The 13,575-nt window shown below is 58.2% G+C and carries 15 protein-coding genes; 5 read left to right on the forward strand and 10 right to left on the reverse strand.

Annotated elements, in window-relative coordinates; genetic code table 11:
• Nucleotides 1–39: 39 nt before the first annotated feature.
• Both SBA_RS14305 and SBA_RS14310 read left to right on the forward strand, forming a co-directional pair.
• Nucleotides 40–2,613, forward strand: a complete 2,574-nt coding sequence (locus SBA_RS14305) for a TonB-dependent receptor (RefSeq protein ID WP_261934911.1) — start codon at nucleotides 40–42, stop codon at nucleotides 2,611–2,613.
• Nucleotides 2,613–4,655: an Atxe2 family lasso peptide isopeptidase gene (locus SBA_RS14310; RefSeq protein ID WP_261934912.1), complete on the forward strand. Its 2,043-nt coding sequence runs from the start codon at nucleotides 2,613–2,615 to the stop codon at nucleotides 4,653–4,655. Before SBA_RS14305 ends, SBA_RS14310 begins: the two co-directional genes overlap by 1 nt.
• On the opposite strand, the gene SBA_RS14315 is transcribed toward SBA_RS14310, so the two are convergent.
• The 6 genes from SBA_RS14315 to SBA_RS14340 form a co-directional block, all read right to left on the reverse strand.
• Nucleotides 4,628–6,421, reverse strand: a complete 1,794-nt coding sequence (locus tag SBA_RS14315; RefSeq protein ID WP_120249811.1) for an asparagine synthase-related protein — start codon at nucleotides 6,419–6,421, stop codon at nucleotides 4,628–4,630. The genes SBA_RS14310 and SBA_RS14315 overlap by 28 nt on opposite strands.
• A gap of 1 nt (nucleotide 6,422) precedes the next feature.
• The gene (locus tag SBA_RS14320; protein ID WP_170271996.1) at nucleotides 6,423–7,082 is read right to left on the reverse strand and encodes a lasso peptide biosynthesis B2 protein; all 660 of its coding nucleotides are present in this window, start codon (nucleotides 7,080–7,082) and stop codon (nucleotides 6,423–6,425) included.
• 65 nt (nucleotides 7,083–7,147) lie between these two features.
• Complete coding sequence (locus tag SBA_RS14325) at nucleotides 7,148–7,279, reverse strand: benenodin family lasso peptide (protein WP_232015888.1); 132 nt, start codon at nucleotides 7,277–7,279, stop codon at nucleotides 7,148–7,150.
• A gap of 179 nt (nucleotides 7,280–7,458) precedes the next feature.
• Nucleotides 7,459–8,082, reverse strand: coding sequence for a GntR family transcriptional regulator (locus SBA_RS14330; protein WP_120249808.1), 624 nt, complete (start codon nucleotides 8,080–8,082; stop codon nucleotides 7,459–7,461).
• Nucleotides 8,083–8,090: 8 nt separating this feature from the next.
• A complete protein-coding gene (locus tag SBA_RS14335) occupies nucleotides 8,091–8,510 on the reverse strand; it encodes a helix-turn-helix domain-containing protein (RefSeq protein ID WP_120249807.1) in 420 nt (139 codons plus the stop codon).
• A 115-nt stretch (nucleotides 8,511–8,625) separates the two neighbouring features.
• Nucleotides 8,626–9,036 carry a hypothetical protein gene (locus tag SBA_RS14340; protein ID WP_261934913.1) on the reverse strand — a complete coding sequence of 137 codons (411 nt, stop codon included), beginning with the start codon at nucleotides 9,034–9,036 and terminating at the stop codon, nucleotides 8,626–8,628.
• A gap of 329 nt (nucleotides 9,037–9,365) precedes the next feature.
• On the opposite strand from SBA_RS14340, the gene SBA_RS14345 reads away from it, so the two are divergent.
• Nucleotides 9,366–9,692: a hypothetical protein gene (locus SBA_RS14345; protein WP_145986198.1), complete on the forward strand. Its 327-nt coding sequence runs from the start codon at nucleotides 9,366–9,368 to the stop codon at nucleotides 9,690–9,692.
• A 75-nt stretch (nucleotides 9,693–9,767) separates the two neighbouring features.
• Here SBA_RS14345 and SBA_RS14350 read toward each other — a convergent pair whose 3' ends face one another.
• Nucleotides 9,768–10,184, reverse strand: coding sequence for an excalibur calcium-binding domain-containing protein (locus tag SBA_RS14350; protein WP_232015883.1), 417 nt, complete (start codon nucleotides 10,182–10,184; stop codon nucleotides 9,768–9,770).
• A gap of 48 nt (nucleotides 10,185–10,232) precedes the next feature.
• Between SBA_RS14350 and SBA_RS14355 the strand changes: the two genes are divergently transcribed.
• The gene (locus SBA_RS14355) at nucleotides 10,233–10,532 is read left to right on the forward strand and encodes a hypothetical protein (RefSeq protein ID WP_145986197.1); all 300 of its coding nucleotides are present in this window, start codon (nucleotides 10,233–10,235) and stop codon (nucleotides 10,530–10,532) included.
• 118 nt (nucleotides 10,533–10,650) lie between these two features.
• On the opposite strand, the gene SBA_RS14360 is transcribed toward SBA_RS14355, so the two are convergent.
• The 3 genes from SBA_RS14360 to SBA_RS14370 form a co-directional block, all read right to left on the reverse strand.
• Nucleotides 10,651–10,920, reverse strand: coding sequence for a hypothetical protein (locus SBA_RS14360; RefSeq protein ID WP_232015881.1), 270 nt, complete (start codon nucleotides 10,918–10,920; stop codon nucleotides 10,651–10,653).
• A gap of 557 nt (nucleotides 10,921–11,477) precedes the next feature.
• The gene (locus SBA_RS14365; RefSeq protein WP_120249801.1) at nucleotides 11,478–11,690 is read right to left on the reverse strand and encodes a hypothetical protein; all 213 of its coding nucleotides are present in this window, start codon (nucleotides 11,688–11,690) and stop codon (nucleotides 11,478–11,480) included.
• Nucleotides 11,691–11,791: 101 nt separating this feature from the next.
• Nucleotides 11,792–12,217, reverse strand: coding sequence for a hypothetical protein (locus SBA_RS14370; RefSeq protein ID WP_261934914.1), 426 nt, complete (start codon nucleotides 12,215–12,217; stop codon nucleotides 11,792–11,794).
• Between the two features lie 553 nt (nucleotides 12,218–12,770).
• On the opposite strand from SBA_RS14370, the gene SBA_RS14375 reads away from it, so the two are divergent.
• Nucleotides 12,771–13,547, forward strand: a complete 777-nt coding sequence (locus SBA_RS14375) for a DsbC family protein (protein WP_390902340.1) — start codon at nucleotides 12,771–12,773, stop codon at nucleotides 13,545–13,547.
• The last annotated feature ends 28 nt before the right edge of the window (nucleotides 13,548–13,575 follow it).

The raw sequence follows: 13,575 nt of genomic DNA on the forward strand, positions 1-13,575 counted from the left end.
GAGCCTCGGAAAAGAGGCGACATCAAATAGGGGCACCAAATGGGCATCGTAAAGATCGCGCTACTGACCAGCGCTGCACTTTGCATGAGCGCGGTTTCCAACCAGGCAACTGCGCAGGAAACGCCGAAGACTTACGATCTTCCCGAGCAGGATCTGGCAGCCGCGTTGCGCAGCGTTGCCCGCAGCAGCGATTACCAACTTGTCGCCGATGCCAAAAGCCTCAAGGGCGCTCGCGCCCCCTCTCTCGCCGGCGCCTACACGGTCGAAGAAGCCGTGGCCGCCCTCCTCGCGCCTTCGGGCCTCACCGCCGAGGTCAGGGATCGCACCATCACCCTGCGGGGGCGAGACACGCCGTCGCGCGAGGAGGTAACCGGCGCGACGGATATCCAGCTATCGGTTACAGGCTCGCGCATCCGCGGCGCAAAGCCCACATCCCCAGTCATCTCAGCATCCCGGGAGAAGATCACCGAACTGGGTCATAGCGATCTTGGCTCTTTCGCCCGCAGCATCCCGCAGAATTTTTCTGGCGGTCAGAACCCGGGTGTCATCTCCAGTGTCCAGACCGGTTCGGAAAATGTAAACTCCTCTTCCGCGCTCAATCTGCGCGGCCTTGGCCCTGACGCGACCCTGACGCTTTTGAACGGCCACCGGCTCGCTTATGACGCTGCCAGCCAGGGCGTAGATATGTCCGCGATCCCGCTTGCAGCCATCGACCGGATCGAAATTGTCGCAGATGGATCCTCGGCACTCTACGGCTCGGATGCCGTGGGCGGTGTCGCCAACATCATCCTGCGGCGGGAATATGAAGGTCTGCTCACCAGCGTTCGTCTCGGGGCCGCGACAGAGGGCGGCAACTTCCAGCAGCAATATAGTGCGGTGTCGGGCGCCCGCTGGTCAGGCGGCGGAATTATGCTGGCCGGCGATTTCAGCAAGGCTTCCGATATCACAGCCGCGCAGCGTGATCTGACAGCCAATATGGAACCGGGAACGACGCTGCTGCCATCACAGCGCCAGATCAGCGCGATCCTGGCCGGGCATCAACGTCTGGGAGACGGGGCAGAGTTTGAGATAGACGCCCATTATAATCATCACCAGTCACGCGCCGCGTTGCCCTTCGGTGCGACCGCGCCAGTCACGACCGGTGGAAATCTCACTCGCCCGGCCGTGGAGAGCTATTCGGTCAGCCCCTCGGTCACCTTTCATCTACCGGCAAATTGGGATGTGACGGCGAGAGCCACACGGGCCGTCAGCGATACACAGATTGAGGGATCTATCTTTTCGGGCGGAGTAAGATTTGCCGACAATCTCATTCGCTACAAGAATGATCTATGGTCCGCTGAAATCAGCGGCGACGGTCCGCTCTTCGCTCTGCCGGGCGGCGATGTCCGCCTTGCGCTTGGGGCAGGCCTTCGATCCAATGGCCTCGCCGCTTCGGTCCGCAGCGTCCGCGCCGCCGGCACCTTCAATCTGGTAAACTATCTGGATTCCCAAACGGCGATCTATGGCTTTGGCGAAGTCGCCATGCCGCTGGTGTCAGAGGGGAACGCTTCACCGCTCATCCAGAAACTTCAGCTATCCGGAGCCGTACGCTATGAGCGCTATGACCATCTGGGCGGGCTAGCCACACCAAAACTCGGCATTCTTTATCAGCCAATCGATGCGCTCACGATCAAGGGTAGCTGGGGCAGATCTTTCAAGGCGCCTACGCTTAGCCAGCGCAACACCGTTCAGCAGGGCTATACCCTCGCTTCTAGCGAATTCACGCCAAGTCCTGGGACAGCCGGCGCTGTCCTCGTTCTGGCTGGAGGCAGCCGAGACCTCGCTCCCGAGCGGGCAACGACGCTGACCCTTACTGCGGAATTTGCGCCGAAAGCAGTCGAAGGGCTCAGCCTGCAGGCAAGCTATTTCCATGTCCGCTACAAGAGTCGGGTCGTCAGCCCGATCGCCGACGACTATCAATCTTTCCGCAGCGAATATGCCGACCTCGTCCTGCTCAACCCCAGCCTGAGCGAAATTCTTGCAACGACCACCGATCTGCCACTCGGCGTCAGCAATCAGACCGAAGGCCCGTATGACCCGGCAGGCATTGTCGCAATCGTCTACAACCAGCTGCAAAATGCCGCCCGGCAGAAAATCCAGGGCGTTGACGCCAGGGTTTCCTATGGGCTCCGCAGCGGCGCCAATGCGTTCAGCCTCGAGACGAACGCCAGTTATCTCAAGAGCGACCAACGCTTGTCAGCGAGCCAGCCAAGCATCGAGAGGGCTGGCACAATTTTCAACCCACCGCATTGGCGCGCGCGAACGAGCGGAGGCTGGCAACGCGACAATTTCGGGCTGACAGCGAGCTACAATTATGTTGGCGGTACGACCGACGGAAGAACAACACAGGTCTATAAGGTCGGCAGTTTCCAATCGATCGACCTGAGCGCCAATCTCAAGTTCGACGAACCTGGGCTCCTCGGGGGCTGGTCGTTTCTTCTGTCAGCGCAGAATCTGTTCAACGAAATGCCCTCGCTCATCCGGACGTCTGGCGCAAACAGCCCCCCATATGACGCAACCAACTATTCCAGCGTCGGCCGCTTCGTCAGCCTCACGATTTCCAAGGCCTGGTAATGCTCCCGCTCCTTGCCCTAGCGCTGGCAGCAGCGGCGAGCAGTCCGACCTCTGCATTGGATTGCAAGGCCGCGCTACAAATCAAAAGCCCAGGTCCAAGCCGCTCACTTTCGGCGAGCGATCTCATTGAAACGCTGAACATGGGATCGATCCCCGATCTTGATGCAGATCCCATGTTCTCAACCTCTCCCGATGGACGGTCCATTGCCGTCAGCGTCGCGAGAGCCAACATCGCCAGCAATGATTTTTGTTCGGGCATTTATGTCATCGAGCCCGGGAGCGGTCCGCACCTCGTGGACAGCGGCGCTGGCGCAGCCTTCTGGAGTTTTGACGACTATTACGGGATGACGGGGTTCCCGAGCGGCTTTCCCAAAGTCATCACGCCGCGCTGGTCGCCCGATGGCAAACGCCTGGTGTTCCTCAAATATGTTGCGGGCCGCCTCCAACTATGGAGTTGGGATGGGAGCAGGAGCAAAATGGCTGCGACATTCGACGATGATATCGTCGATTTCAGGTTCGACGACGATGGCCTATCGGTCATCGCAAAACTGCGGGACGGCCGAAGCGCCGCCGATGCGCTCGATCAAGAGGGCTTGTCAGGATATCATTTTGATGACCGTTGGTTTCCTTATGGCAGAAGCCGGCCGTTTACGCGCGGGCCGGCTCATTACAGCTATGCAGCAATCAGTATCGCCACTGGTGGACACCGCCCTGCCACACCGACAGAGGCGCTGATCTTCTCAGCGTCCGGCGCTCCATCGCGACCACACCGAAAAGCGGCGACACTGGCAGTAGACGCCAACGGTGTCAGCCGTCTCGCCCTTACAGATGGGAGGGTGCAAATATTTTGTCCCGACAGCCGCTGCACGGATGTCGAGGGACAAGCATGGATAGCCGGCGACGCTATCCGTTTCGTCCGGCGGGAAGGGTGGGGCCGAAGCTTGACGGGAATTTATGAATGGCAACCTGACCGCAGGTCCGTCCGCAAAATCATGCAGACATCGGACCTGCTTTTGAACTGTGGTCCTCTTGGCCCGGACATTCTTTGTGCCCGAGAGAAGTCGGTAGCGCCGAGATATCTCGATCGGATTGATCCCAAAAGCGGGCGGTCGCGGGTCGCTTTCAATCCTAACCCCGAATTTAGCTCTCTCGCTCTTGGGCATGCTGAGCGGCTGCAATGGAAAAACGATCGCGATCTCGAATGCTATGGCGACCTCATTTATCCGCCCGATTACCGAACCGGGACGCGCTATCCATTGATCGTCGTCCAATATCAGAGCCGGGGATTTCTGCGCGGCGGTACTGGAGACGAATATCCTATCCAGTTGCTTGCCAAAGCTGGATATCTGGTTCTCTCGATCCAGCGGCCACCCGCGCCACTGGGCAATGAAAAGATTGACCCACATGAACGCGAGCGGCGCCAACTCGAGGGCTTCATGGAACGTCGCAGCATCCTGTCAGCCATCGAGACGAAGGTTCGACAGCTAATTAGCACCGGCCTCGTCGATCCAGCACGCATCGGCATCACGGGTCTGAGTGATGGCGTATCGACCGTGCAATTCGCTGCCCTTCACAGCACGCTTTTCAAGGCCGCGGCCATCAGCAGTTGCTGCTGGGAAGGATCGCAAACCTGGATCCTTGGGCCTGCTATCCAGACGGAATATGAAAAGCGAGGCTGGCCCGCCTCGCCTACCGACAATCCGGCTCTTTGGGAGGGCCTATCCTGGGCACGGAATGCGGATCGCATCCCCTTCCCCGTCCTTGCCCAGATGTCGGACGACGAATATCTTTCAGGACTCGAAGCCCTCACGGCCCTTCGCCGCGCCGGCAAGCCCGTGGATCTTTATGTCTTCTCGGACGAGCATCATGTGAAGCGACAACCTGCTCACAGGGCTGCGATCTATCGACGGGCTATCGACTGGTTCAACTTCTGGTTGCTCGACAAGCTGCCTGATAGCGGAGGTCAACCAGGCCAGGAGGCTGAGCGGTGGCAACAGATGCGAAAAATCTGGGTTCAGAGAGAGGCAAAACCGGGTGGATGATGACCCTGACCGTTCGGGATCGCTTGCCAATGCGTTATCCACGCCTCCATGTCGAGAAGCGCCATGAGGCGGACATAGTGACGATCTATAGCCGGACCACGTACAAGCACCTCATCCAAGGCTGATCGACTGATAAGCCGGTGCCGTACAAGTTCACCATCCATCAACCGCTCGCGTATTTCGTCGAGGCGCTGGTTGACCAGGTCTACCGCGAAGCTGCTCGGACTTCCTTTGCGCCGACGGTCGCGGATGAGTGGCGGGAGCAGGTCGGCGTAGGCCCGACGCGCTATGGCTCGATTTCTCCCGCCCTCTATCATCTTCCATGTGGGGATGGCTAAAGCCAATTCGACAATTGGTTGCGACATAAGCGGATCGACCATGGGCAGACCGAAGCCACGCAGATAGCCTTCGACATGGTTTTGAACGCGCAGGAGAAGCGCGATATGGCCCAATTTTCCAGGACGCGTAAGTGGCGCCTGCTCAATCCAATCATGCTGTGGCGGGTCTGCTCGCACCGCGTCAGCGGCGTCAACCTCCATCAAATCAATGTCGAGATGCCATTGATAGGGCCGGCGCATAGTGCGAGCGGCTTTGACGATTTGGCGACACACCTCCCATCGAGAAACCTGGGTTACCCTCCCGATATCGCCTATCGACCGAGCGGTTTCACGGTGGACACCTCTGGCTTTCCATGCGTCAAAAAATGGCCGGACAGAACTGCTGTTGTAAAAGACGTTATCCCCGCCATTTCCGGTAAAGACAGCGTCTGCGCCAGCCTCGCCAACCGCGCGTAACAAGGCCGAATGATAGGCGAGTTCGTGAACGAACCCGATCGGCTTTGGAAAATGTTCAGCCACTGATCTGGACAGATCCACATCTGCCAGCTCATATGTTGCTTCGATGAGGTTCATGCCCGACGCCTGCGCCATCACGCGGGCATAGTCCCGCTCATCGCCATCACGGCTCAGGGTCGAAATCGTTACGCTGCTTGCACGCTCGCTCATTCTGGAAAGCGCCGCCGCCACGATCGAAGAATCCAACCCTCCTGATAATGTGAGGATGGGGGCCCGCGAGGTAGATGCCCAGGATGCAACGCAATGATCGACTGTACGGCGCAGCCGCTCGGCAACTTCCTGGCTGTCCCAGAAAAGCGGCTCGGAAACAAAATCCCAAGGGTTCCAGAACTGCCGCGCCAGTGCGTCCCCCTCGCCCAGTTGTACCGCGGTACCCGGAAGCAATTCTGCCACGCCGTCAAATGCCGTCCTGGCCTGTGGCAGGTCCTTGACGGCCAGATAGCGTGGCATCTCCGCCCAATTAATCGACGGTCGGACCAGACCTGCTTCGACCAGAAGCATGATGTCTGACGAGATTGCCCACCCTCCTGGCAGCATCGTGAAATAGCACGGCAGCGCGCCCCCCGGAGAGCGCGCGACGACCATCCTATTCTCAAGCGCCAGCACGGCAACATAGCCGCCCCAATAGCGCTCACCCAAAATCGCGATTGGATCACCTTGGCTCATATCATCGGGAAAGAGCCTGTCGCTCGGCAAGATCCGCGCGGCGGGACCATGGCGCGGGAACACCGGGCCGATCACCACGCCTCGGTCGGCCGGGAGCGTGAGCGATTGCGCGGCACAGGCGGTTAAAAGCGCGCTGCTTTTTCCAAGCAGAACGCTTTGGAACCCGGTGGTCGCGAGAAATTCGGGAGAGAGACGCTCGAGCGGCGCACCGCTGTGATCAATGATTGCGAGGTAGCGTTCGAGCATCTCAGATCGCCAGGATCGGCTCAAACGCCGAAATGTTCTCGAGGCGGTCGTTCAAGACCGTATCACCTGTCTGCACCCAACAATGGGCGGAAAAGGGCGATGCGCTGACCCCCAGGACCAGCTTGGCGGGCAACCGGGCCGACAAAGCCATGTCCATGAAGGCGATCGAATTGGTCAAACAGTGGTTATTGCGCGGACGCAGCGGCGCCGAGGCCGCAAAGGCGCCCACAATTGGTCCCCATTGGGCCAAATCGGAGTAATCCCCACTGGCGGCCCCAAGTCTGTGCGAACGATCGGCAATTCCAGATATGATACTGTCAAAGCGAAGGAACCGCAGGCTCAGCATCGCCTTGAACTGGGCAAGAATGAACAACAACGTCCTGCTATTCAGGACCTGACTGCACTCAGCCAAGAACTCCCGGCCGGCTGGCTCGATCAAAGCCTGCTGGCTAAATGGCTCCCCCTCACCTGCGCTCACGAGAATATGGCCGCGCAGCAAGGGCTCGATACCGTCACCATTTTCCTTGTCTCCCAGATATCTCTGGAAAGCTGCATCCCATTCAGGGCGGAGGCCGAAATAGCGATCAGCCGCAACGTCCAGAAAGATCGTTTTTCCGCCTGTGATGCAGAAGGCCAGCCCGTCCCTCACCTTGTACCGCATGGTCAGCCCCTCCTTCGAAGACATGACTAAGGCGCGCGCCCCCGAAAGGACGCGCGCCTCATCGATCAGTCGTCAGCGATCCCCATCTGGTTCAGCTGACCACCGGTGAGGTCAAGGACGCCACGGATGGCGCCCTGGGTTTCGACGGAAGCGGCACCCAGATCGACGATATCTTCGTCATGTTCGATATTGGACATGTTCATCTCCATCACTGCGCCGCAGGAATTTGCGGCAACGCTGATGGTATGAAAGGACAGGCATATATCCGACCATATATGCTCTCATTTTGGGAGCATATATGCTTGCTCTCACGGTCGAATCAAATAACACCGCGAGCACCCGATCACAAATCTAGGATTTTGAGGCTTTTCAGGACTTACGTCATTCGTGTCGCCGCTAAAGAAATTTGGTCAGCGCGTAACAAACGTCGGCGGTGATACTGCCACATCGCGACCCGCGTTGCGTTTCTGTTTCCCGAACGGGTTACATTCCATAGCGTCGCGAGTTCCTCACCTTGCCTTCCGATAGGTCCTTCGTTCAACCGGAGGATAGCGAGTCGCTCGCCCGCCTGTACGATCGCATCTAGATGTTCGGGATTAGGCGAGCAGGACGCCATTAGCGAAAAAAATTCCGCAGTGGCATAGGCCAAGGCCAGGCCGTGCGCCGACCTATTGACGACGAAACCGGGCGGCGAACCCAATTCTTCCAATCGAACCATCACCTTCACGATCGTCCGGACAAGGTCGGCATGGTAGCTGTAGAGATGGTAAACGTTACGCTTGGTTATTTCGGGCAAAGCAAACCCACCGCCGCCCTGCGTTTCAACGAGACGCTCGCCCACCAGTCGGTTAAGCGCGTCGCGCACAGGGGATGTGCTCGTCCCAAATTCGTCGGCGAGTGACTGGACCGTCAACGGTAAGCCGGGCGTGAATTTTCCGGCCATGATCAGCTTTTTGATCTCGCGGTGGATGCGATCAGCGGTGAAAGCCTCGGGCGACATGACCTGTCCTAACCTGCCGAGCCGGCACTGCCCGGCCCTTTGTGTCCATTACCGGGCTGAAGGAATGTCTTGAGGCTGAGATTAGAGATGAAATCCACGCATAGCGTTTCCAGCTTTTGCATGTCATCGAGAAAGAAGTGGCGCGGGAAGTGCATGTTATGCTCCAGAAACAGCATTGGAATGATGAGGTGCGCTGAAGAGAGCCCAAGGGCATGAGCGCATGCGATATGATCATCGACCCGGGCCTTCGGGTTGCCCGACTCGATTTCACGAAGCCACCGCACGCCGATCCCGACATCGGCGGCGAGTTGCTTTTGCGTAATGCGATGGCGTTTTCGCCGCTCTTCAATTCGGCGACCGGAGATCGACTTGACCTCGGCCAGTATCGACGCCTCCTCTTCGAGGACGCCGCCTTGAGATGAGATCACCAGGGCCTCCCTGATCGCGTCTCAAAGCTCCCATGCACATTCCGACTCGGCCAAAGTCGTGTGAAATGTGCTGCCGGTCAAATTTTTTGACTCCCATTTTGAGAGTGCGACCGATTTATTCACCTTCCTGTTGCGTGATATAGCGGGAGATCTGCCGCGCGGCCTTTATTAGGGACCCCGGGAATGGTGTTACACCATCCACAGGAGATTGAACCAAAATGAGGTCTATGCTCGCACGGGCGGGAATTCTGCTGGGGGAGCGCGTGGTGAGCGCGGCGCGGCTTGCGGGCGGAGATTTGAGCTCGGTGTCACGCCTTACCCTTGCTGACGGTTGGTCGATGATCGCCAAGCGCGGCCGCTGGTGGAAGAGGAAGCCACCATGCTGACGGCTATCCGTGCTGCGCAGGTTGCGGTCGCGGCAGTATTGGTTGTCGAGAAGGGCCTGTTGCTTCTTGAGGATTTGCCCGTGTCGGGTCGGATACCACGCTCTTGGGGACATTTGGCCGAGGTTCTCGATCACCGTCATCGCCCCAGTCGGCAGCAAATGAGTTGGGATAAGGACTATGGTTTCGGGCCGGTCGCTATCCCCTATCGACGGCGGCCTTGTACGATGCCTGCGGCCTTGCACAGGGATGGCAGGAGCGGCAGCCGGTCTACCGGCTCTGGCCACTACTGGTCGTTTGCAGGCCGACCCCTTAATGGCTCAAAACTGGACGGGCGGCTGTCTTTCAAACCGAGTCGAAATCGGTCTGCTGAATGGCGATCAAGGGTGATCGGAGACGGTCGGCTTCAGGCGAAAATATACGGAACCTCGTCAGTGGATGGTACGCGAAACGCGAATTGCGGAGCTATCATATGAAATTTCGGCCACAAGATAGGCAGGACCGTTCACACCCTATAGACGAATATAGCGTTCCTGATGATGAGGAGATGTTCGCATATCTTGATCTTCCGGTCCAATATCCGTTCTCGCCGTTTCCAAAAATCGTAATATATTTTGAAAATGGAGATGAGCCGCAGAGCTTGATAGAGGCGCTTTACGATCTTCGGGATCGGCTGCGTAAAGATTTTCACTCCGCAAAGGAGCATCGATCAAGCGAGGCATCAACAGCGGCCGAAAATTTCATAAACATTTCGCGCATAATTCAGCTTCGTAAAATTATCGGCAGTAAAGGATCGTAATCCAGCACCGTCAGCTTCGCGGAGGTAATCGAGTGCGAGCGAACGGCAACAAATGGTCGTTTGCGGCTAGGCAGCTTACTGGCCGTGGTACGGTTCACAAGCGATCCCATCACGATCGCCATCCATATGCGCGCCATAACCGGGCTGGCCGCGATAGATCGGTGCAGCACCCACAGCGCGAGCAGCAGCGCAATTTCGATAAGACCACGTTGACGCGGTAGCAGCCATGGGAGCCTGCTTCTGAACAGGTGCAAATGCAGCGGCTGCGGGCTGTTGCCCGTCTAGTTCTGCTGCCGACATCAGGGCATCCCGCTTGATCGTATTGCGTGGCGTCCAGCCTTGCGCGGCTGTTTTAGCCTTTACTTGATCAGATGGCTCACGAAACACAAAGCCTCCCGCCAATCCAGCGGCAATGGCTCCAGCGAAGATCAAGATAGGTTGGCGCATATCGCTGACATTAATCTGGGTCAGTAAAGGAATGGCAAACAGCACAGAAGAAGCCAGCGATGAATTTCTCCGTAATTACAGATGGAGTATTCCATGACCCAATACGCAAATCCTGACCTGACCCAGCGTGAGATTGTAGAAAACAACATCCTAGCCATCGAAACCATGCCCGAGCAGGTCGATGAAACCGCAGCAGCCGCAACGGCTCATCTCGACGGCCCGGTCGATTTCCCGACCGCGCAGTTCATCGGCCAGCATGTGAGTATGCAGAACGGCGCCAAGTTCCAGCTTAACAGCGAACTGACCCGCTTGAAGAACATCATCGCGACATGGGATGGTACACCGCTGGCACCGCCGGGAACGCCAACGCTAACCCTGACCCCAATGTCATAAGAGTTAGCCGCGAATTTGGTTTCCCGGCTTTCCCATGACTTGCAGCTATATTCATGAATGAAAAAAAGGCTCCCCGCTGAAAACGGAGAGCCTAGTTGTTCGCTACGGGGTCGTGCGATTACTTTTCGCCGTTGTCTTTCACGCCAACAGTGGGGACTTCGACGGTTTCAGTCTTCGTGCCGACTACGACTTCTTTGCTGTCGAGATCGACCTTGGGCATTTCACCGCCCTTCACGCTGACATCAGGCAGCGCACCTTCCTTAACATCGGCGCTCCAAAAGCCAGTGGCGAACAAAACGCCAGCAATGACTATGGCTGCCAACGCAACCCATACCCAGACGCTCGTGCCGCTCTTCCGACCCGTCTGATCGTACCGTGTATCAACCATGACCATCCTCCCAAAATTGTACGGTCATAATTTCCAAAATGTGACTTTGTTCCGCTTGAGAAACACTCTCAAAAAGCTGAACTCGCCTGCTATCTCGTAGAGGCATTACCCAAATCAGGCACACGCCTTTTCAGGGATAGGATCCGCTACCGCGTCCGTCGCTTGCAGCGCGATCGCATAGAACTCTGCTAATCTCAGATGGGCTTCCCGAATATGTGGCATCTGGGCTTCTTTGGCCAAACGGCGATTTCTAGCCATATTTGCTTCGTAGTAGGCACGATCAAATTGGTTCTGCACAGAGCCTCACTTTTCTTCGATGCCGGGAATACGCTGCAACGCAGCAAATGGATCAGGGACAGGCAAAGCATCCGCGTTAGAGCGGGTGCCGAGCGGGTCGAATGGATCGCTTGACCCAATCAGTCGCCATTTCAAGGTCTTGCTTAAATAGTCAGTAACCAACCTGTGTGAGGTGCCTACCCCATGAAACTACTCTCTCGCGCCCTCAACGGGGCTTCTAAGCGCGCAAAGGCGCGCTCGGATATTAGAGGAGCAACGATTTAATCGGGTTTACCCGACAGGATCAACCGTGCCGAACGTAGATAATGCGCAAGTTCGATATCATTGTCCATGAGTCGATCGGCGATATCCTTCATGTCGACTGCGTCGGAATCAGGCCGAAACGGTCCCTCTGGTTGCTGCTCGATCACAGCTATGCTGAGGCACAGAGCTTTCTTCACGAGGTGAAGGTCGCGATCGATGATCTGAACCATAGCTAGGTCTCCATAACTATCCGCCCGCTACCATGCGCCGATGTGGCAATCAGGGCTACGGCGGGCGCGATTATTTTAGAGCCCGCAGCGCCGACCGCCTCCTACCGGATCTGCAACGTAAATGCCGTCTCGATCCGTCGATATGCTCGGGCAATCTCACTATCTTCCGAAGCGGACATGAGCGCGATTGCAGTCGTATAGAGACGGGTAATCGATACGGCGGATCCGCTATCGCCCGACGCTGCCAGATGTTCGATCATTCTCGCAGCGGCGTGGGCCAGATCGGGTGACGCGCCCACAAAATGCTCGATCCGCCCTGTCAGCCTGATCACGGCCGGGGCGGAAAGCTCATCGCAAAGCTCCGGACCGTCCAGCGCCTCGATCAGCAGCATGGCGACGGTCAGAGTCGCCCCATAGGGGATGAAACGCCTCGCGATGCGCGCCAGCCGGGAATGGCATTCGAGAAACGCGTCAGTTCCCTCCTCCGATAGATGCAGCCGGTAGGTCCGCGACTTGGGTGTCGCCATCGATAGCCTCCCTGATTCGCAAAATCCGCATCTCTCCTGACGACCGAATTCGCGTTTGAAGCTGTCCATGCGCATAAAAGCGGCACTGAAATGCCGATTTCGGCACTTCAGTGCCGCTTTCGGCATCTCAGTGCCCTCCCCATTGCGGCGTGTGCCGCATTGGATGCATCGCTTGGAGCACCCGATCGGAGGTCGAGACGCCGCTCGAAAGAGAGCGAGCCGCCCCGGCCCAGAACGGACCGCGAAGCCAGGCCGCTCATGCGCCTGACAACAGAGAGATTTGTCCGATGTCAGCATCACGACTGGCCATCATGGCCGGATTGCTCACACTCGCCCCCGCTCCGGGCTCTGCACCTGCAGCCCGGAAGGTAGGCCCCATTCAGCCGCCGTCGGCTCCAAAGAAACTGGCGATTGCCCAGATCGGCGCCGATTTCTTCATCGGGCAACCACGCACTGCAAAGCCCGCCGAAGAAACCGTCGGCGTCGGAAGCACGGTGAGGATCGATCAGCGCCTCCTCACAGGGAGCCCCCGTCCGAACGCAGGAAGCAATCAATGACCCGGCTTCTCAATCGAACGACCCTGACTGCCGCCTTTTTGATGCTTGGCAGCGCGGCACCTGCACTCAGCCAGGCGCCAGTCGAACCGGACCTTTCGCAGCTCGCGAGATCCGCTGAGGCCCAACTGCGCGAAAGCTTCGCCAACCTCCAGTTTGAGGGTTTCGCGCCCTCCCCCGTGCATGGCCCACTCTTCCAGGCCAGCGCCGGCGGCCGCATCCTTTATTACGCGCCGGAAAGCGACCATCTTCTGTTCGCGACCATCTACGACAAGAATGGCGTCAACCTGACGGCCCTGTCTCAGGATGCGGCGGCTCGAGCCAGGCTCAAGACCCTCGATCAGAGCCAAGCGCTCCTGATCGGACCACCCGGCGCACCGCTGGTCATCGAGTTCACCGACCCCGACTGCCCCTATTGCCGCGCGCTCGATCGCTTCTGGGCCGCCAAGGCGGCCGAAGGCAAACCGGTGCGCCGCCAGATCTACTTCGTGTCCGGCATCCATCCAGAGGCGGCTTCAAAGGCCGAGCACATATTCTGCGCGAAGGACCGCGAAGCCGCGTTTCGCGCCACCTATGCCGGTGAGCCGCCAAAGCCCCTCAACCAGTGCGCGGAAGGCGCGGCCCGTGTTCAGGCCCATGCGCAGGCGGTCAAGTCCATGGGCATATCGGGCACGCCGACCCTCATCCTAGACGGTCAGATCATATCCGGTTTCAGCCAAGCCGAGATCGAAGCCTGGCTCGCCAAACAGCGGCCGTCAGCGAAGCCCCCGACCTGATCCCTATTCTGGCGGGCCTCAGGCTGCA

It is taken from the genome of Sphingomonas bisphenolicum (assembly GCF_024349785.1).
GTDB classification, from domain to species: domain Bacteria; phylum Pseudomonadota; class Alphaproteobacteria; order Sphingomonadales; family Sphingomonadaceae; genus Sphingobium; species Sphingobium bisphenolicum.